This window comes from Cognatundibacterium rivi, assembly GCF_018139565.1.
GTDB lineage: Bacteria > Pseudomonadota > Gammaproteobacteria > Burkholderiales > Burkholderiaceae_D > Undibacterium > Undibacterium rivi.
Map to the genome: position 1 here is coordinate 447,110 of NZ_JAGSPK010000003.1, position 19,588 is coordinate 466,697.

Consider the following 19,588-nt stretch of genomic DNA (forward strand, 5'->3'; position numbering starts at 1 on the left):
ATAGCTCCCCACGAGCATCATCGTCGTGAAATAATTCTGTTGTACGCTTTTATTCCTCTCGCAAGCAGTCGGCCTCCTGTGGCGGGCTGTTTTATTAACCTCCATTGAACATCAGAACATGAAACCGATGAAGCCCTCCCTGCTTTGTCTGCGCCCTGTGCGCAGGCTGTTTTTACTTACTTGTCTTGTTGCCGCCAGCAGCCTGGCAACGTTTCCGGCGATTGCAGCAGAAAAACCTGCGCAACCAAAACTGGTCGTGGTGCTGGTGGTCGATGGTTTGCCGCAAGAGCAAGTCACGCGTTATCGTGATCAGTTCGGACAAGGCGGATTCCGCCGTTTGCTGGATCAGGGAGCATGGTTCAGTAATGCCCATCAGGCGCATGGCGTGACAGTCACTGCGGTTGGTCACGCTGCCGTACTGACTGGCGCGTATCCTTACCAGCACGGCATTATCTCGAATGACTGGACCGATACGAAAACACTGGAATCGATGTACTGCACGCAAGACAATGCGCACAACTATATCGGCGATGAAACCAAACCCGGCGCCGGAACCTCGCCTGCTAATTTACGCGCCAGCACAGTCGGCGACGAATTACGCTATGCAACCGGTAACCGGGCGAAAGTAATCACGGTATCAGGTAAGGATCGCGGCGCGATTCTGCTCGCAGGCAAAGCGGGGACGGCGTATATGTATATGGGCAAATCCGGCAATTTCGCCAGCAGCACCTACTATATGCAAAGCCACCCGCAGTGGGTGCAGCAATACCATGCCAGCAAGCCACAGGACAGATTCTATGGCAAAGAATGGCGTCCCTTACTTGCCGATGCATCTTATGCAGGCGACGCCAGCGATGATCTGATTGCAGACGAAAAAAACCGTTTTCCATTTAAATATGAAAGCAAATCCGGCAAACCGGATGCGGAATATTACGGCAAGCTGTACACCGGTCCGTATCTCGATGAAATGACGCTGGACTTTGCCCGTGCCGCGGTAGAAGGTGAAAATCTGGGCCGTAATCCTGCCGGTGTACCTGATGTGCTGGGCGTCAGCTTATCCAGCCATGATTATGTGAACCATAGTTTTGGTCCGGAAAGCCGCATGTCGCACGATCATTTGCAGCGACTCGATCGTCTGCTGGCGAATTTTTTCAGCTATCTGGATAAACGTGTTGGTCTTGATAACACCATGGTCGTACTGACTGCCGATCATGGTTTTCCGAACGTGCCGGAATTCTCACAATCCATCAAACGTGATGCCCAGCGTCTCGATGGTAAGCAAATGTCAGCAGCATTGAGTAAGCATCTGGCAGAAAAATTCGGGCAGGAAAATCTGGTCAGAAAATGGTCGCCGCCGAATGTGATTCTGGATTACGCACTGATAGAGCAAAAGAATCTGAAACGGGAAGAAGTAGAAAATACGGCTGCACGTTTCCTGTTGAATTACCCTGGCGTGGCGAATGCGTTCACCCGTACTCAACTGGAAAACGGCAATCTGCCGGCCACCCGCATCGGAACCCTAATGCAACGCGCGTGGAACCGTCAGGTATCCGGAGACATCATGGTGGTGATCAAACCTTTCTGGTATTTCAGCAGCGGTAAGCAAGGGACTTCGCATGGTTCACCCTACTCGTATGACACGAATGTACCGCTGATGATCATGGGCAAACCGTGGATTAAAGCAGGCGCTTACGGTCAGTATGCCGAGGTCATGGATATTGCACCGACACTCGCGCATCTGTTGCGTGTGCGTCCGCCATCAGCTGCCGAAGGACGTGTGCTGACAGAAGCACTGCAGTGATCTGATTACTGTAATTAAAAAAAGCCGCATGAAAAATCATGCGGCTTTTTTGTTTTCAATGGCCTGACTTGTTGCTTCAGGCTTTGCGATAGTTGTTCAGCATTTTGTAGTTCTTCGCGTACAGCGCAAACAATAAGGCTGCGAGTAAGGCAAAACCGGCGAAGAAGAACATCTGGAAAGCGGCCACACTGATGCCTGTCGTTTTGATCTGCTCAGTCACTGCCGTGCTTTTCACACTGGAGTTCGCAAGCAAGACCCATAAGTTACCTATCGTCACGGACAGATTCCAGAAACTCATGATCACGCCTTTCATTGCCAGCGGTGCCTGACTATAAGCGAATTCCAGACCTGTCGCGGATACCAGCACTTCGCCAAAAGTCAGCAAAGCATACGGCAAAATTTGCCATGTGATATCAATCGAATTGCCGCCATCAATCGCCAATTGCATAAAGCCGACGACGATCCATGCCAGGCCGGAAAACGCAATTCCCAGCCCCATACGGCGCAAGGCAGTCAGCTCAACGCCCATGCGCTTGAGCATAGGGTACAGAATCAGGTTATTGAATGGAATCAGCAACATCACCAGCATAGGGTTTAATGCCTGCATCTGTGAGGACTGGAACCACGACGGTTTCGTCATCAGATCGGCCTGCAATACCCAGGTTGAGGCTTTCTGATCAAACAAAGACCAGAACGGCGTCACCAGTGCAAACACCACCAGAATGCGCAATACAGAACGCACACCATCGACTGCCTCATCAGGATGCGCGCCACGCGCGCGATCCAGCTGCATCCATGCGCCCATGCCACCGAATCCCAGCATTAACACCAGCACCAGACACAATGCGGCAACGATGCCGATGGCCGGAATTAGGAACAGCGAGCCAACTGCCAGCAAGGCTCCCAGCCATGCCATCAGCGTGCCGCTATTCGATTGGCCTGCAACCTTAGTCGTCAGCGCAGTACGCACGACATTCAGGAAAGAATGCGGGTCTTTTGAGACCGGCGGTACATGCACATATTTTTTGCGGCCAGACCAGAAAATCATGGTCGCGATAAACATCAGCGCACCGGGAATACCGAAAGCAACGCTGGCACCCAGTTGCTTGAGGAACAGCGGCATCAGCAGCGAAGCGAAGAAGGAACCGAAATTGATGATCCAGTAAAAACCATCGAATACTTTTTGCGCCAGCTTGCGATTGGTCTGATCAAACTGATCGCCGACAAACGAGGTCACCAGCGGTTTAATCCCACCGGAACCCAGCGCGATCAGAAACAACCCGGTATAAAAACCATTGCGGTTATCCTCGAAGATCGCCAGGCAGGCATGCCCGGCGCAATACACGAGGCTGAGCCAGAACACGGTATTGTATTTACCGAAGTAACGATCCGCGAGCCAGCCACCCAGCAAAGGGAAAAAATAGACGCCGATGACGAAGGTATGAAAGACTTCCTTTGCCATGCCTGCGCGCATGTTTTCCGGCATCGACAATAACAGGCTGGTAATCAGAAACGAGGTCAGGATGTTGCGCATGCCATAAAAGCTGAAACGTTCACAGCCTTCATTCGCGATAATGTAGGGAATTTGTGGCGGCATTTTCGCTTGTTCAGCGTGCCCGGTGTTTTGCGTCATCGACCTCTCCAGTTTCATTGTTGTGTTGAACAATAAGAAAACGGCCCTTGGTAAAGGCCGTCTGTAAAAAACATCTTTATCCTGCTGTATTTTCGCCCAGAATTTGTGGGCGAAGTATCCGGATTTGCCGGTATCACGTCAAGCTTCAGAAGCGTCAGCAAGCAGATTGATTTTCCGTTTTATTTTCTGCCTTTTATTTTGCGCCAGATCCGGAATGGCAGACGGAAAATAAAGCGGATAAACGTCACGGTGAATATTGCCTCGAGCAAGGTCAGCACAAATGCGACTGCCGTGTTCCAGCGTTCATCGCGACGGTGGAATTTCGCCACCATGCGGTCGCTGCTGATTTCTATACTGTCATAGAAAGTCGGCACCACCAGCAAGGTCAGCAAAGTCGAAGTGATCGTGCCGCCGATAATCGCAATCGCCAACGGACGGTAAAACTCACCGCCTTCACCCAGACCAATTGCGACCGGCAACATGCCTGCAATCAAGGCAAATGTCGTCATCAGAATCGGCCGCAGACGCTTGCGCCCCGCATACATCAACGCCTCTTCGCGCTCAAAACCTTCACGCTCACGTTCACGCGCACAGTCCAGCAGCAGAATCGCATTCTTCGCCACCAGTCCCATCAGCATGATAATACCGATGAAACTCATCAGATTGAGTGTACCTTTGGTCAGCAACAGCGCCACCACCACACCGATCAGACTCAGCGGTAAAGACAGCATCACCGCAATCGGTGCTGTGAATGAGCCAAACTGCATGACGAGAATCAGATACATGAGACCAATCCCCATCACCAGCGCAATTCCCATCTCACTGAACAACTCTTTCTGCGAACGGGCTGCACCGCCGAGTTCGAGTGCATAACCAGTAGGAAAACTCATCGCTTTGGCGATTTTCAGCGCATCGGAAGTCACTTCACCGGCAGAACGCCCCTGTACGTTGGCGGACACCGCAATCATGCGTTTGCCATCGTAATGCTGAATCTGCGATGGCCCTTTGCCCATCGTGATTTTCGCAATTTGTTCCAGCGGTACCATCTTATCGCTGCCGGTGACAGAGATCGGCAAGCGTTCGATGTTTTCCAGATTGACGCGATCACCCGGCTGCAAACGCACAGACACGTCGCGTGTTTCGCCGGTAGGATCAACCCAATCACCGACTTCCACACCGGCAAACGCAACCCGCAATGCTTGCGCGGCATCGTTCACAGAAATACCGAGGGTATTCGCCAGTCCGCGATCCATTTCTATCTGTAATTCATCTTTCGGATCTTGCTCAGATAAGCCGACATCGACTGCACCTTCCACTTTTCTGAGCTTGTCCATGAATTCATTGGCGATCGCCAACAGCTTACGCGCATCCGGGCCGGAGAACTGTATCTGCACCGGTTTACCGCCGCCGTTGTTCAGATCATCCTGCACCACATATTCAGCACCGATGATGTTACCGACGAGTTTGCGCAATTCAACGGCAATCTCTGCCGCAGAGCGTTTGCGTTCCGTGCTTTTGCCAATATCAACATAGACGCGGCCACCACTCAGATTGACTGTACTGTTAGTTGCTTTAGTTTCTTTGATCGTGCGCGCGAGTTCTGCTGATTTTTCGACCTTCAGACGCGAGTATTCCAGACTGGAACTCGACGGCGTGCGCACGTTCACAATCAGCATACCGTTATCGGCAGCTGGCAAAAAGCTGGAGCCGCCCAGTGTCGCATGTAAAACGATCGCCACAAAGAATGAGACACCGGCAATCACCGCCATCCAGACACGATGATGCAGTGCCCATGCAATCACATTACCGTAACGGTCTGACTGATGATCGAACCATTGATTGAACTTTGCCAGAACCAGACTGATACCTTTTTTCGGCAATTCATGATGTCCCGGTGGATCACCCCAGTATGCGGACAACATAGGATCGAGCGTAAAGGAAATAAACAGACTGACCAGCACGGAAGACGCGACGGTCAGCGCAAATGGCCGAAACCACTCGCCGGAAACGCCGGGCATAAAAGCGACAGGAATAAACACAGCGATAATAGAAAACGTCGTCGCCGCCACCGCCAGCCCAATTTCTTTCGTCCCGTTACTGGCCGCAGTGCGTCTGTCCACGCCCATTTCCATATGCCGCACGATGTTTTCACGCACCACTATCGCATCGTCAATCAGCACACCGATCGCCAGCGACAACCCCAGCAAGGTCATGAAGTTGAGGGTAAAGCCGGATAACCAGATCGCAATAAATGCCGCTACGACCGAGGTCGGCAGACTCAGCGCGGTAATCAGCGTTGATCGCCAGGAATTAAGGAAAACATACACGACGAAAATCGTCAGTACCGCACCGAAAATTAATGATTCGATGACGTTATTCAGACTACTTTCAGCATCCTTACCACCATCCTGCGTGACTTCCATTTTGGTGCCGGCTGGCAGTGTCTTGTTAATTTCCTCGACCATGCTACGGACACGGTTTGCGACCGATACGGTACTCGCATCGCGTGAACGGGTCACTGAAATACCGACGTTAGGATTACCGTTACGAACGCTGAAACCGCTGATCTCAGCAAAGCCATCGGCGATATCAGCCACCTGTGCCAGACGGATAATTTCACTGCCACGGCGCTTAATGACGATCGCTTTAAAATCCTCTGGCGACTCTATCCTGCCGATCAGACGTATGCTTTGTTCGTTGAGTTCACCTTTGACTTTACCCACTGGTGCAGTCGTGTTCTGGCTTTTTAAGGCGCTAACGACTTCCGCCACCGACACATTGTATTCACGCAGCTTTTGCGCATGCAGCAAGACACTCAACTCACGTTTCAGCGAGCCATTGACACTGACTGTAGCGACGCCATCAATACCCCGGAATTTATCTGAAATTTCATCTTCGGCTTTCCGTGAAATCTCGGCATGCGTCAGTGTGCTGGACGATAACGCAATCTGCATGATCGGTTGCGCCGACGGGTCTATCCTTTGCAGCACCGGTTCGCGCATTTCCACCGGCAACTTGTAGCGCACACCGGCAATCGCATTTCTCACCTCATCCGAGGCTTCCACCATGTTTTTGTTGAAGTTAAAGAAAATGACGATACTCGCACTGCCTTCGTAAGCAGTTGAGGTCAGCTTGTCGACGCCGGTAATGCTCTGCAAAGATTTTTCTATGCGGTTGATCACTTCCCTTTCCACGGTTTCCGGCGAGGCACCGGGATACGGCACGCTGACCACCAGCAAGGGCTGATCGACATCCGGAATCTGATTCACTTTGAGTTTTTTCAGGGCGAGCAAGCCCAGCGCCATCAATGCGATGATGATGACGATCATCGCTATCGGGCGTTTGATACTGAAGTCGGATAAAAACATGGTTTATTTCCCCGCAGCCGCAGAAGCTGAAGCTGCGGATGCCGCTGCCGGTGCTGTCGCTGGCGTTACTACAACGGGCGTATTTTTAGGAACAGAAGCGACCATCTGCACTTTTTGCCCGTCTTTCAACGTGGATAACGGATTACTGACCACCTTATCGCCATTCAGCAGGCCGCTGCGCACCACAAAATCGCCACGGCGCGGATCACGTTCACCGATGCTGACGCTGACTTTATTCAGAACACCGTCCTTGACGCGCCATGCGTAAGCCTTATCGCCATCGCGCACCAGCGCCGAACCGGGGATCATCAGTGTTTCTGTGGAAGACGCTTCTATCATGCCTTCGGCAAACAAACCGGATACGCGTGGCTGTGTGCCCTCGCCTAATGTCACCAGCACTTCTACCTGACGCGTCGTTGCATTCGCCGCTAAATCGACGCGCTTTACTTTCCCTCTGAATTCCTGATTGCCGTAGCCATTGATGCGGAAAGAGACTGCCTGCCCTATCTTGACGCTGGTGACTTTGTCAGCCGAGACCAATCCCTCAAAACGCATGCTGGTCGGATCAATGACTTTCACCAACTCCTTACCGATTTGTGCCGTATCACCAGCGGACACTTTACGTTCACTGACCACGCCGTCAAACGGTGCGCGGACTTCTGTGCGTTGTAATTGCTGACGCGCCTGCACTGTGCGCGCCTTTGCGGCAACCAGATCGCTTTGCGTGTTGTTGCGACGGATTTCAGCATCTTCTAATTGTTGCGTCGATGCCATGCCGGAAGCTCGCAACGTTTTCAGTCGCTGCAATTGGCGCTCGGCCTGATCAAACGTCTGCACCGCAGCGCGCTCCGCTTCCTGTGCGGAATGCAGGCTGTCTTTGATCGAAGTGTCGTCCAGCCGCACCAGCGTATCGCCACGCTTCACGGTTTCGCCATTCTCTTTCAGCACTTGCAAAACAACTGAGGAAATTTCTGAACGCAGATCAGCTTTTCGCTCTGGCTGGATAGAGCCGGTGATCACTGGGCCAGAAGAGAGTGCATTACTCTGTACGGTGGATAAATCCTCATTGGTCACCATCAAAGCTTTATCGGCAGTCGCAGAGGCGCTGGCCTTCGTCTGGTCGTCACTTTTTTTGAACTTGCTACAGCCGGTGAAGGCAAGTGCAATACTTAATACAATCAGACTAGGTCGCAACATAAGGAATCTCCGGAATACTCTAATTTTAAGAAGGCAGCTTGGACTGAAAATAAAGAAAAAAGGTTCAACGACCGAACCTGTCATGCGGAACATTGCAACACATGACGCTGACCAGACCTGAAAACAGCGAACGCGAGGCACAACCGGGGTCAATGACAGCGACCAGATGCAAACGCAAGCAACAGCTATCAGCATCAACGCAACGGCCCGGCAAAATTCCCGGTCATACTCAAGATTGTCAGTCAGTTTTTCAGCATCCCGCGAATCACACTTGCACTCAATTCAATGTGCAGTGAGGGAATGAAGCTGGCAGTATCCATGAGTCGCAAAGCTCTTGTCAATCGGGCATTGCGTGTACGAAATAAGACAGGCACAAGCCTTTGTACGGCTTGCTTTTCCCCCGCAAGTCCGGTAGGCTCCGGCCTCCTTTGCTTTTCCGTATTTGTTGTGCCAGCCTCTGTCAAATCTGCTCAAACTGCATCCCCTGCTGCCCCCGTCACTGCTGCATCAGCCAACTCCGCGGCGACCATACTGATCGCCACCGATGTCTTTGGAATTACCCCTGCGGTACAGAGTCTGGTACGTCAGCTCGCAGTCAACGCCCTCATCATCAGCCCGTTTCAGGATACTGAACGCCAGTTCCGCTCTGAGCAAGACGCATACCAGGCATTCATTGCGGAAGGTGGTGTCGCCCGCTATACAGAAAAGCTCGATGCTATCCTGCAACAGCAAACCGGGCTGACCCATGCGATAGGATTCAGCGCCGGTGCCAGTGCCCTATGGATCAGCAGTCAGCACGAATTCGTGCGTTCATTGCAGAACATGGTGCTGTTTTATGGTTCACGGATACGCGACCATCGTGAGGTACGCCCTGCTTGCCCGGTACGACTAATCTTTGCGGAACAGGAAGCCGCTTTTAATCCGGCAGAACTGGTCAACGATCTGCGCCAGCGCGGTCATACTGCAGAACTCGCCAAAGCAACCCGGCATGGTTTCATGAATGCATATTCCCGCGGTTGCTGCGTTAAATCGCAAACCCGTTATACCGCCGAATTATTCGACCTGCTGCATCCGGCGTCAGATAAAGCCGCCGCATGAAATGAACAGCATATTCAAATCTGCGCCGGACATCGTGGATACCGGTTTGTACCGCATTGATTTCCCGCCAGTAGCAGAACAGCCGCGGATTTGAGTAAATGTCTGGCGTCCCTTATACTTCCCTCCGCGTGACACAATCACCGCCCTGCGCTTTTGATTGCACCAACCAGCAATCAGAAGCTTTTTTTTATCCAGTATTTGTTGTACCCGTTTTGTCCTTTTTCATTCACTTTTTGCGGCCAACCACTGTTGCCCTATCAGGTTCACAGTCTTACGCCGCGCGGAGCCATAAGCATGACCGCTTTTGTATTTAACGAAATCAACTTCGACAACCACGAACAGGTTGTCTTTGCCTCAGAAGAAAAATCCGGCCTGAAAGCTATTATCGCCGTTCACAATACGCATCTTGGCCCTGCAATGGGTGGCTGCCGTATGTGGAATTACGCCACAGAAGCAGAAGCGGTACGCGACGTACTGCGCCTCTCACGCGGCATGACTTATAAAAACGCCGTTGCCGGCCTGCCTATCGGCGGCGGTAAAAGCGTCATCATCGGTAACCCGAAAACAGATAAAACTCCGGCTTTGTTTGAAGCCCTGGGCGAAGCACTGGAGCGTCTCGGCGGCCGCTATGTCACGGCAGAAGACGTCGGCACCAGCCCGGCAGATATGGCAAATGTCGCCAGCAAAACAAAATACGTTGCCGGTCTCGGCGACCGTGGCGATCCGTCACCATTTACCGCACTTGGCTGCTTCGTTGGTGCGCAGGCGGCCATCAGACATCAGCTCAAACGCGACAGCTTTGACGGTCTGACCGTCGCACTGCAAGGTTTGGGGCATGTCGGTTACGACTACGCCCGTCGTCTGCATGCAGCAGGTGCAAAACTGATCGTGGCTGATATCGATCAGGCGGCATTACAACGCGCGCAAGACGAGCTGGGTGCAGAAGTCGTTGGTATTGATGCGATCTATGATGTGCAGGCCGACATTTATGCGCCTTGCGCTCTGGGTGCAACATTGAATCCGGATACATTATCCCGCCTGAAAGCAAAGATCGTTGCAGGTGCCGCCAACAATCAGTTAGCTACTGCTGATATCGGTGAAGCCTGTCGCCAGAAGGGCATTTTGTACGCGCCGGATTTCGTCATCAATGCCGGCGGCATTATCAAAGTCTGCTACGAATATCTGAATACACCGGAAGATGGCATGGAAGCGCATGTACGTCGTATCGGCGACACGCTGACGGAAGTATTCAGCCGCGCCGATGCAGAAGGCTTGCCAACCAGCGTGGTAGCTGATCGCATTGCGGAAGCAAAGTTTAAAAAATAAACTTACTGGCGACCGCCTGATTTGCGGATGCTATCTTGAGCGAGCCGCCTGAATTTTCAGGCGGCTTTTTTATGTGCGCTTCACAACCGCATTATCAGTGGGCAGCCCCCCAAAAAAGCACCTGACATGATATGCAGATACAAGCTCATTTTTCCGCTACCTTAGGCAGCAAACCTTCCAGTTGCGCAGGTAAAGATCCGGCGGAATCATAGTTCGACAGCACGATCATTGTGTATCCACTGTCGAGGTACATTGCAACATCACCGGACACGCCACGCAGGCTGCCGGAATGTCCCGCCACTTTTCCGGCTGGGCTATTCCATATCTGAAAGCCTAAACCGTACGGTCTGCCGCCCACGTTTTGCCCCTGGCTGTTATCCGTCAGATGTAATTGCAGCGTCGCTTTTTTAATTAGCTTCCCGCTCTGCAATGCGGTCGTGAAGCGCCATAAATCGTGAACAGTCGAGTAACCTGCGCCAAATGGCAGCCCCCGCAAAGGAATATAAAAATTATTCTCTTTTGAAAAATCCGGCGCTTCCGGCGTAGAAAAATAGCCAGTCGCCATGTTATCGACAGGCTCATCCCGGAAATAACTGTCAGAGTTCAGCATCCCTGCCGGTTGATAGATATGCTCACGGATATAGCTGAAAAAATTTTCTCCTGACGCCTTCTGGATCACCAGACCTAATAAAAAATACCCGGTATTGCTATAGGAAAACCGGCTGCCCGGTTCAGCTTTCAGCGTGTCGCCTTGCAGTAAAGGTTTGTAATCGGCGAGCTCCCGCAAAAACAGCAATCTGATGTAAGACGACTGAATGATCTGCTGCGACAGCATGTCTCCAAAGCCAGCGCGATGTGACAACAACTGCCGTATCGTGACCTTATCCAGTACATTTTTGGGATACCAGCCCGCATCCACGTATTGACTCAACTTATCGTCGTAACTGAGTTTTCCTGCGTCCGCCAATTGCGCAATCGCGACGGCAGTCAGCATCTTTCCTATCGACGCGATATTAAATTTTGTATCTATCGTATTCGCATAGTGGTAGCGCTTATTCGCCTGTCCGCAGACGCCATCGGCGATGAGGCGCTCTCCTTTCGCGATTAAGATCGCACCGGAAAACTGATTCTGCTGACATTTTTCCTGAAGAAGTGCGCGGACATTATTCGCTAATTGTTTTTCCGCCGGACTTAATAACGCTGTTTGGTCCTGCATCGTTACAACTGCCGATGCTGTTAATACAGCCTGAGCGCTCCCTTGCGCAGAAGCAAATGAAGATTCACTGGAAAATAAAACGACTCCGCTAACAATAAACAGCAGCTTTTTTATCCGCATGCGATCACCTTATTTTTTATGGAAAGAACAAGCAGCATTCATTCAACTACGGACTTGAAAAATAAGCAATATCGGCACACCAGTATTTCACTACCTCTGTCGGGAGCTAAAAATGATAAAGCCGCCTGAAACGGGATTCAGGCGGCTTACCAGGTCTGCTCAATTACAGGAGTGATTACACTCGCTGTTCAGCCTCGCCCGTCGTCAATTCTGCGTCGCTGTTAAACACGTTCATATCCGTTTCACCCAGTACCCGGCTGGTGATCGTCCCCGCCGTCATCGCACCGCTGACATTCAATGCCGTACGCCCCATATCAATTAAGGGTTCGACGGAAATCAACAGTCCCGCTAATGCGACTGGTAAATTCATCGTAGAAAGAACGATCAGAGCAGCAAAGGTCGCGCCGCCGCCAACACCAGCCACGCCGATCGAGCCTATCGTGACGATCGCAATGAGCTGCGCAATGAAACTGAAGGTAAATGGATCTATGCCCACCGTTGGCGCGATCATGATCGCCAGCATCGCTGGATAAATTCCGGCACAGCCGTTCTGACCTATCGTTGCGCCGAACGAGGCAGCGAAATTCGCTATGCCTTCCGGTGTTCCCAGGCGCTGGGTCTGGGTTTGCACATTCATAGGAATGGTGCCCATGCTGGTGCGCGAAGTGAATGCGAACGCCAGTACCGGGAATATCTTCTTAGAGAACTTCAGAGGATTCAGACCCGCACCGGCAATCAGACATAAATGCACACCAAACATCAGTAACAGTGCGCTGTACGACGCGACGACAAAGTTAATCAACTTCAGAATATCGGCATAACTCGATTCCGCCACAACCATCGCTATTAAAGCAAAAATACCATACGGCGTCAGACGCAATACCAAGGAAACCATGCGCATGACGATAGCGTGGGCAACGTCGACAAACTGGGTAAATGAAGCAAACAGTAAGGGTTTGGCTGCGGCGATACCGGTCGCGGAAAGACCGATGAAAATCGAAAAAACCACGACCGCAATCGTCGATGTTTTACGGGCGCCGGTGATATCCAGAAACGGATTCGTCGGGATAAAACTCAGGAGCAAACTTGGCAGACTGATCGTTTTTGCACTCGCCAGCGTACCTTGCAGATACTCGCCGCGCGCGACTTCGGCCGCGGTTGAACTCAAGCCAACGGCAGTCAGGCCAAAGAATTTGGCCATCATAATGCCGATACCCGCTGCAACCGCTGTCGTTGCCAGCAAGGTACCGATGGTCAGTGCGCTGATTTTCCCAAGTTCACTGGCGCCATTCAGTTTCAGAATCGCACCGACGATCGACACCATAATCAGCGGCATCACGATCATCTGCAACAGCTTGACGTAACCAGTGCCAACGATATCGAGATAAGAATTGGTCGTGGTAATAATCGCTGCTGTACTGGCATCACCGCTATACAACAGATGCATCGCGGCACCGAGTAATACGCCCAGTACCAGGCCGGTCAGCACACGCACGGTAAACGTTGCTTCCTTGCGCTGCTGCCGGTACATCAATCCGCCTATCGCCACAGCGATGGCCAGATTAATCAAAACAAAAATAGTGGAATACGAAGCGATCGGACCGATCATGAACTTGCCTCTGTCTAAATGAGATGAAGTGAAATGCAGTGACGGATAAGCCACTCAGCATGTGAAGATTTTCCGATAAAAATCTGTGATTTCTGTGATTATACTTGGCATCGATAAAGTCATTGCAGGGTGGCGATGTCACAATGAAAGCGCACGTATCAAAGCGCATTGCGAAAGCGGTCCGGTACAAATACACTGAGCGTTTTGCTGCGACAACAGCCACCATAATTTCACCCTGACGCCTGAGAAGGATGCCGATAATGACGATCTTGCTTACCCCACGCCTGCAATTGATCCCGATGGACGACAGTCATTTTGACGGACTGTTCGCGATGAACAGCGATACCGAAGTGATGCGTTACATCACAGGAAAGCCGGATACACCTGCCGACACGCAAGCGATGATCGATCGTGTTAAAGCGCGTTGGAAAGAATACGGATTTTCCTGGTGGTCGTTTTTTGAAAAAGACAGCGGTCAGTTAGTCGGCGCTGGTTGTATTCAGCATCTGGGGCGCGACCCGGCGAATCCGCTGGAGACCGGCTGGCGTCTGCGCCGTGACCGCTGGGGCAACGGCTATGCGTCGGAAGCCGCCAGAGCAATGGCTGGCTTTGCTTTTGACACACTGAACGCGCCCTTATTATGTGCGGTCTGCCATCCGGATAATCATGCGTCCGCCCATGTCATGAAAAAACTCGGTATGCAGTTTAAAGCGACTGAATCCTGGTACGACATGCAAGTCGCCGTCTACGATATGCCGCGCGCAGTATGGCAAGCGAACAGCGCCACGCTGCATCAGACAAACTAAGCCCGCCAACATTCGCTCATAAACCTCAGCAAGGTCTGAAGATTTCCCTGAAGCGACATCACTAACGGTGTCGCTTTTTTCATTTGTCTGCCGTCAGCAACGCGCATTCATTTTTACAACACGGTTATGCGCTTAGTTCGTTCGGTTTGTTTCGCAATAACGCCAGCAAACCTCGCGCCAAGCGGAGGAATCCTCGTTATTTCGTGTTGCGCTGCCTTTGCGACGCGTTTGCGTTGATGCATTGCGCAGACAATGTTGCGTAAGTTCTGTCTTATTTGAATTTTTTCATTTCATTCAAACAACTTCTCTCTTAGAATTGCTTTTATGATTAGATTGTCCGCAGATCAACAAGCAGTCAAAATTCACGTTGAACAGCGTCTTCCTTTTCAGGGATTCATCGGTATCGCACGCCACATCATTGGCACGCCGTTTTCGTCGCACTACAAATCAAGGAGAAAAAATGAGTATGGTGTTTTGCCGCGGCTGCGGTAAGGAAATTCATGAAACCGCTGTGACCTGCCCTCATTGTGGCGCTCCACAGGGAACGCCAAAAGAAGCAAGTAATTCGGACAAGCGGATTTTGCCTGCCGCATTGCTGTGTTTTTTCTTAGGCGTCTTTGGCATACACCGTTTTTATGTCGGGAAAATCGGCACCGGTATTTTGCAGTTGCTGACGTTTGGTGGTCTGGGTATCTGGGCGCTGATCGATTTCATCATGATCGTCGTCGGCAGTTTCACCGATAAAGACGGCAATACGATCAACCTCTGGACCTGACATCACAGCAACGACAAACCCAGCGAGACTGCGACTTATGCACGATGCTGCTCAGGCTTGTGATCTGTCAACGTGCTGAAAACACTATCTGAAAAGGAAAACTATGAGCATGGTATTTTGCCGCGGCTGCGGTAAGGAAATTCACGAAACTGCTGCAACCTGCCCGCATTGTGGTGCGCAGCAAACAGTGTCGGCATCAGCGGCGAACGTTGCTGGCGACGAAGTTCAGGCGTTCGACTGGTATGTCGCCGTACTCAGAAATTATGCCGGCTTCAGTGGCCGTGCACGTCGCAAAGAATACTGGTTCTTTTTCCTGTTTAACATCCTGATCAGTATAGGTTTAGGTCTGGTCGACGGCATCACGGGCAGTTCAAATATTTCATCAGGAATGGGGTTTCTCGGCGGCCTGTACGCGCTGGGAACATTCATTCCCGGCCTTGCCGTTACCATGCGCCGTCTGCATGATACCAACCGCAGTGGCTGGTGGATGCTGATCGCACTCGTTCCTGTCGCCGGTATCATCGTGCTGCTGGTGTTCCTCGCGAGCGAAGGTCAAAAAACAGAAAACCGTTACGGCGCTCCGGTCAAATAAGCCGACCGGCATCATCAGAACAGATCATCAGGTGGCGACCTGATCGTCTATGCAAATAAAAAGCGACATCACCAACGATGTCGCTTTTTGTCTTTTCCGGTGTTTTTTATCGCCAGGAAATTTTACGAACCAGACGCTGGCGAGCGTTGTTTCAATTCAAATCCTTCACAAGGTTTGCCTGATGCTTCAACAATTTCCATTAAAGGCTGACGCTGACTTTTGATGCCGAACATGCGGCATCCGTACATGAAATTCACATCATGCGTAATGTAGTAATGCACGCATAAGCGGCAGTTTTGCTGTATCGGTTTATTCGTTTCAGACATCATGTGCAAGATGGTAACAAGACTAAGACGAAAGCGATATCGCGGTCACGCCTGCCTGAGAAGGCTCTGCGTGCCTTAATAATACTCCCCCCAGTATTCTAAATCGCCCTTTGTTTATGCTGACAATAGCGGTTTTTTTATAAAATAAGGGGGGAGTATGCTATTTTCCCTAAAAAATCTCGCGCGCTAGCGCGCTTACACCGATGCTGGAGTCGTTGGCGAAGTTGACGTGGTTGCCGACGTGGTTGCCGGTGTTATCGCTGTTCGGCTTGCTGGTTGCAAGGTCAGCCAGCGCTGATATACCAGCAAGGCGACATGCGCGTCATTCGCCGCGTAGGCAATCTGCTTGTCCGTCAACGGTTGCTGCGCCCAGTTAGATGTCGAGGTCTTTTTTGATTTCGATAACTGCATGCCGAAAAATTTTGCCACCGCCGCTTTGGCCCCAATATCCTGATGCCGGTTTTCACGCAGGGCTTTAGCCAGATCAAGCACATTCGTCGTCGTGATATCGAGTTTGCTTTTCAAATGCCGCAGATCATCACTCAAGCCGAAGCCGACTTTCAGAATATGCTGCGCTTCCAGGATCTCTTTGACGACATCAATATTCACGGTCTGCACGACAGGAAAAAGAAATGCCTTGGTTTCGGTCGCCAGCTGTATCAGATGCGGGCCATGATGTCGCTGGCCTTTTTGAAAGACAGGTTTGGTTTCAGTATCAAAGCCAAGTATGCTGGCCTGCGACAGATGCAGATGCGCAAACGCAGCGGTAGCGGTATCGTCAACGATATGGATATTGGCTTCAGCGATCCCCGGGTAAAGCGGCAGGGTTGTTTCCTGTTCTGACATTATGAATAGTGTGGTGAATGAGCGGATGGCTGCCAGTCTAACCCAGTACCGACATCATGACGTACCAACGATGACTATCGATTCCTCACTCGCATCCCGGCGGCGGCGCGATGGGTGACTGGCGCGCGCAGCGAGTGAAATCATCAGAGACTGGCCATCAGGCAAAGTCACCGCCATTTTTTCGCTGCCATTATGCTGAAAATGATAAATCGTCAGCTCGCCGACGGCCTGCGACTTCTGTATCTCGGCATCGACCAAGATATCGGCCAGGGCATTGACGGCGCCGACGTGCCACACCAGTTGATTGGTCGCCGCTTTGCTCATGACTTACTCCCCGACACGCCTAGCCTGATTTTTCAGTACGAAGCCTTCAAAAGCGGTCGCATCCACTGGCTTGGAAAAATAATAGCCCTGCACCTGAGTACAGCGCATCTCTTTGAGCAAGCTTGCCTGCTCATTTTTTTCAACACCTTCCGCGACAACATTCAGACCCAGACTCAATCCCATGGCGATGATCGCACCGGCAATCGCAGCATCATCCGGATTCACATGAATATCATTGATAAATGATTTATCGATTTTCAGCTCATCAATCGGGAAACGCCGCAGATAAGACAAACTGGAATAGCCCGTGCCGAAATCATCGAGTGAAATCGATAAGCCCAGATTTTTCAGTGAACGCAAGGTCATCAGGGTACTACCAACATCCTGCATCACCATGCTCTCGGTTAATTCCAGTGTCACGGCGTGAGGATCAACGCCACTGCGTTGAATAATATTGGCAACGCGCTCGGCAAGATCATCCTGGCGGAACTGGCGTGAAGACATATTCACCGCAATTTTGAAAGCGCCCAGCCCTTTATTGACCCAGGCAACCTGCTGGCGACAGGCTTCATTCAACACCCATTCGCCGAGCGGCAAAATGAGCCCGGTTTCTTCCGCCAGCGGAATAAATTCTATGGGGTGAATCAGTCCGATCTGCGGGTGATACCAGCGCACCAAGGCTTCCGCGCCAACGACGTGCCCGCTTTTCAGATCAATTTTCGGCTGGTAATGCAAGGCGAATTCAGCACGTTCCAGACCGCGTCGCATCGCGCTTTCCATATTCAGGCGACTGATTGCGGTGACGCCCATTTCGGGAATAAACTGACGCACGCTGTTGCGCCCATGTTCTTTGACGCGGTACATCGCTATATCCGCATAACGCAACAGAATTTCGCCATGATCGCCATCACGCGGATACACCGATACGCCAATACTGGCGGTGACAAAAATTTCGCTGCCATTGATGTGCATAGGCCGGGAAAAGGACTGCATGATTTTTTCTGAAATCGCTTCCACGTCATCGCTCTCGGGCAAATCGGTCAACACGATCACGAATTCATCGCCCCCCAGACGGGCAACCGTATCGGTGTCACGCACACACATATTCAGCCGCTGTGCGACTTGTTTCAGCATTTCATCGCCGGCACCATGACCGGATGCATCATTGATCAGTTTGAAATGATCAAGATCCAGCAGCAACAAACCCACATGCAGATTCTGACGTTTCGCCCAGGCGATTGCCTGAGAAATGCGGTCATTCAAAAGATTGCGGTTCGCCAGCCCGGTCAGGCTGTCATGCGTGGCCTGATATTCGAGTTCTTTCTGATAATTGACCCGTTCACTGACATCATTGATCACGCTGACAAAGTGGGTTGTCACCGCACCGGCAGCATCTTTGACCGGGGAAATTCGTAACTCATTCCAGAATTGCGAGCCGTCTTTGCGATAATTTCTCAGCAAAGCGCGCCCCTCGCGCCGCTCGCGCAAGGCAGAACGGATTTCTTCCAGATCCGGCTGCGCCAGATCATCGCGGACCAGAAAACGCCCTTCGCGCCCGATCACTTCATCGGCGTGATAACCGGTGATCCGTTCAAATGCCGGATTCACATACACGATAGAGTGATCGGCCTCGTCACTGCGGGTGATCATGATGCCATTGCTGCTCGATACCAGTGCCTGTTCCCTCAACAACAAAGCCTGTTCGACTTCCTGCAATTGAAAATGCCGATCAGAAATATCCTGACGCACGGCCACCAGATGTGTGACCTGTCCTGCGTCATTGCACAAAGGACTGACGACCTGCCGCTCCCAGTACAGATGACCATTTAGATGCCGACTCTGCACATCGCCATGCCAGTGTTCACCATGCTTCAACGCCAGAAACGCGTCTCTATGCGCGGCGTCAGTGGCAGCGCCGTTGTTCCACAGTACATGGGTTTTCCTGACTTCGTTGAGGCTGAAGCCTGCGATACGGGTATAGGCTGGATTGCAGTATTCAAGCTCACCGCCAGCGTTTGTGATCAGTATCGCATACGGGCTTTGGTGCACAGACAGCGCCAGTAACTCCAGATTATTTTGCAGATCATGATGATCTTGCGTGGTCAGCAGCGCGCGGACAGCACTGACCAGCTCTTCCGCAAAACGCGTCAATACTTTTCGGGGTTCCGCTGCTTCATTAATTTCGAATGGTGCTCTGACAGATAATGTCAGGTGCATCTGTGGTGCGACATTAAAATCCAGCGTCAGCGCATGAATGCCATCGATGCCATCGTGTTCGTGGTCAGAGGGGCTAAACAAAAAATCCGGTGCGCGCGCCGAAGTCGCTTCAAAACGAGATTTTTCACCGCTGTTTTCAAAAAAGATTTCAGTATGTGAATAGCCAGCTCGCAGCACCAGTATCTTGCAAAATCCTTCCAGTAATCCGGGTAAATCGTCCGGATACCAAAGACAATCCGTCAGCTCTCCCAGCAGCAGATACCAGTTTTCCAACCTTTGCGACTCTTCGTCCAAAGAATTTGTGCGACCTGTTATGTCCATCAGCTACATCACT

Annotated in this window: 15 protein-coding genes; 6 read left to right on the forward strand and 9 right to left on the reverse strand. The window is 51.5% G+C overall.

Annotated features, from left to right (window positions below):
* Window positions 1-127: 127 nt before the first annotated feature.
* Window positions 128-1,801: an alkaline phosphatase family protein gene (locus tag KDM87_RS10595; RefSeq protein WP_212679037.1), complete on the forward strand. Its 1,674-nt coding sequence runs from the start codon at window positions 128-130 to the stop codon at window positions 1,799-1,801.
* A gap of 76 nt (window positions 1,802-1,877) precedes the next feature.
* Here KDM87_RS10595 and KDM87_RS10600 read toward each other — a convergent pair whose 3' ends face one another.
* The 3 genes from KDM87_RS10600 to KDM87_RS10610 all read right to left on the reverse strand — a co-directional run bounded on the left by KDM87_RS10600 (window position 1,878) and on the right by KDM87_RS10610 (window position 7,999).
* Window positions 1,878-3,434, reverse strand: coding sequence for a POT-type proton-dependent oligopeptide transporter (locus KDM87_RS10600; RefSeq protein ID WP_230407702.1), 1,557 nt, complete (start codon window positions 3,432-3,434; stop codon window positions 1,878-1,880).
* A 179-nt stretch (window positions 3,435-3,613) separates the two neighbouring features.
* Window positions 3,614-6,802 carry an efflux RND transporter permease subunit gene (locus KDM87_RS10605; protein WP_212679038.1) on the reverse strand — a complete coding sequence of 1,063 codons (3,189 nt, stop codon included), beginning with the start codon at window positions 6,800-6,802 and terminating at the stop codon, window positions 3,614-3,616.
* Window positions 6,803-6,805: 3 nt separating this feature from the next.
* Window positions 6,806-7,999 carry an efflux RND transporter periplasmic adaptor subunit gene (locus KDM87_RS10610; RefSeq protein WP_212679039.1) on the reverse strand — a complete coding sequence of 398 codons (1,194 nt, stop codon included), beginning with the start codon at window positions 7,997-7,999 and terminating at the stop codon, window positions 6,806-6,808.
* A gap of 447 nt (window positions 8,000-8,446) precedes the next feature.
* Between KDM87_RS10610 and KDM87_RS10615 the strand changes: the two genes are divergently transcribed.
* Both KDM87_RS10615 and KDM87_RS10620 read left to right on the forward strand, forming a co-directional pair.
* Entirely contained in the window at window positions 8,447-9,097 is a 651-nt protein-coding gene (locus KDM87_RS10615; protein ID WP_212679040.1) for a dienelactone hydrolase family protein, read from the forward strand.
* Window positions 9,098-9,391: 294 nt separating this feature from the next.
* Window positions 9,392-10,423 carry a Leu/Phe/Val dehydrogenase gene (locus KDM87_RS10620; protein ID WP_212679041.1) on the forward strand — a complete coding sequence of 344 codons (1,032 nt, stop codon included), beginning with the start codon at window positions 9,392-9,394 and terminating at the stop codon, window positions 10,421-10,423.
* 145 nt (window positions 10,424-10,568) lie between these two features.
* On the opposite strand, the gene KDM87_RS10625 is transcribed toward KDM87_RS10620, so the two are convergent.
* Both KDM87_RS10625 and KDM87_RS10630 read right to left on the reverse strand, forming a co-directional pair.
* Window positions 10,569-11,759 carry a serine hydrolase domain-containing protein gene (locus tag KDM87_RS10625; protein WP_212679042.1) on the reverse strand — a complete coding sequence of 397 codons (1,191 nt, stop codon included), beginning with the start codon at window positions 11,757-11,759 and terminating at the stop codon, window positions 10,569-10,571.
* Between the two features lie 175 nt (window positions 11,760-11,934).
* Window positions 11,935-13,368 (reverse strand): L-cystine transporter, encoded by a 1,434-nt coding sequence (locus tag KDM87_RS10630; RefSeq protein WP_212679043.1) that lies wholly within the window; start codon window positions 13,366-13,368, stop codon window positions 11,935-11,937.
* 260 nt (window positions 13,369-13,628) lie between these two features.
* On the opposite strand from KDM87_RS10630, the gene KDM87_RS10635 reads away from it, so the two are divergent.
* The 3 genes from KDM87_RS10635 (at window position 13,629) to KDM87_RS10645 (ending at window position 15,541) form a co-directional block, all read left to right on the forward strand.
* Window positions 13,629-14,174 carry a GNAT family N-acetyltransferase gene (locus KDM87_RS10635; protein ID WP_212679044.1) on the forward strand — a complete coding sequence of 182 codons (546 nt, stop codon included), beginning with the start codon at window positions 13,629-13,631 and terminating at the stop codon, window positions 14,172-14,174.
* Between the two features lie 460 nt (window positions 14,175-14,634).
* A complete protein-coding gene (locus KDM87_RS10640; RefSeq protein ID WP_212679045.1) occupies window positions 14,635-14,949 on the forward strand; it encodes a TM2 domain-containing protein in 315 nt (104 codons plus the stop codon).
* A 103-nt stretch (window positions 14,950-15,052) separates the two neighbouring features.
* Window positions 15,053-15,541 carry a DUF805 domain-containing protein gene (locus KDM87_RS10645; RefSeq protein WP_230407704.1) on the forward strand — a complete coding sequence of 163 codons (489 nt, stop codon included), beginning with the start codon at window positions 15,053-15,055 and terminating at the stop codon, window positions 15,539-15,541.
* Between the two features lie 122 nt (window positions 15,542-15,663).
* On the opposite strand, the gene KDM87_RS10650 is transcribed toward KDM87_RS10645, so the two are convergent.
* From KDM87_RS10650 to KDM87_RS10665, 4 genes are all read right to left on the reverse strand, one after another.
* Window positions 15,664-15,870, reverse strand: coding sequence for a hypothetical protein (locus KDM87_RS10650; RefSeq protein WP_212679046.1), 207 nt, complete (start codon window positions 15,868-15,870; stop codon window positions 15,664-15,666).
* Window positions 15,871-16,062: 192 nt separating this feature from the next.
* Complete coding sequence (locus KDM87_RS10655) at window positions 16,063-16,713, reverse strand: 3'-5' exonuclease (protein ID WP_230407705.1); 651 nt, start codon at window positions 16,711-16,713, stop codon at window positions 16,063-16,065.
* Window positions 16,714-16,767: 54 nt separating this feature from the next.
* Entirely contained in the window at window positions 16,768-17,037 is a 270-nt protein-coding gene (locus KDM87_RS10660; protein ID WP_212679047.1) for a hypothetical protein, read from the reverse strand.
* Between the two features lie 3 nt (window positions 17,038-17,040).
* On the reverse strand, window positions 17,041-19,575 hold the full coding sequence (locus KDM87_RS10665) for a bifunctional diguanylate cyclase/phosphodiesterase (RefSeq protein ID WP_212679048.1): 2,535 nt from the start codon (window positions 19,573-19,575) through the stop codon (window positions 17,041-17,043).
* Between the last annotated feature and the right edge of the window lie 13 nt (window positions 19,576-19,588).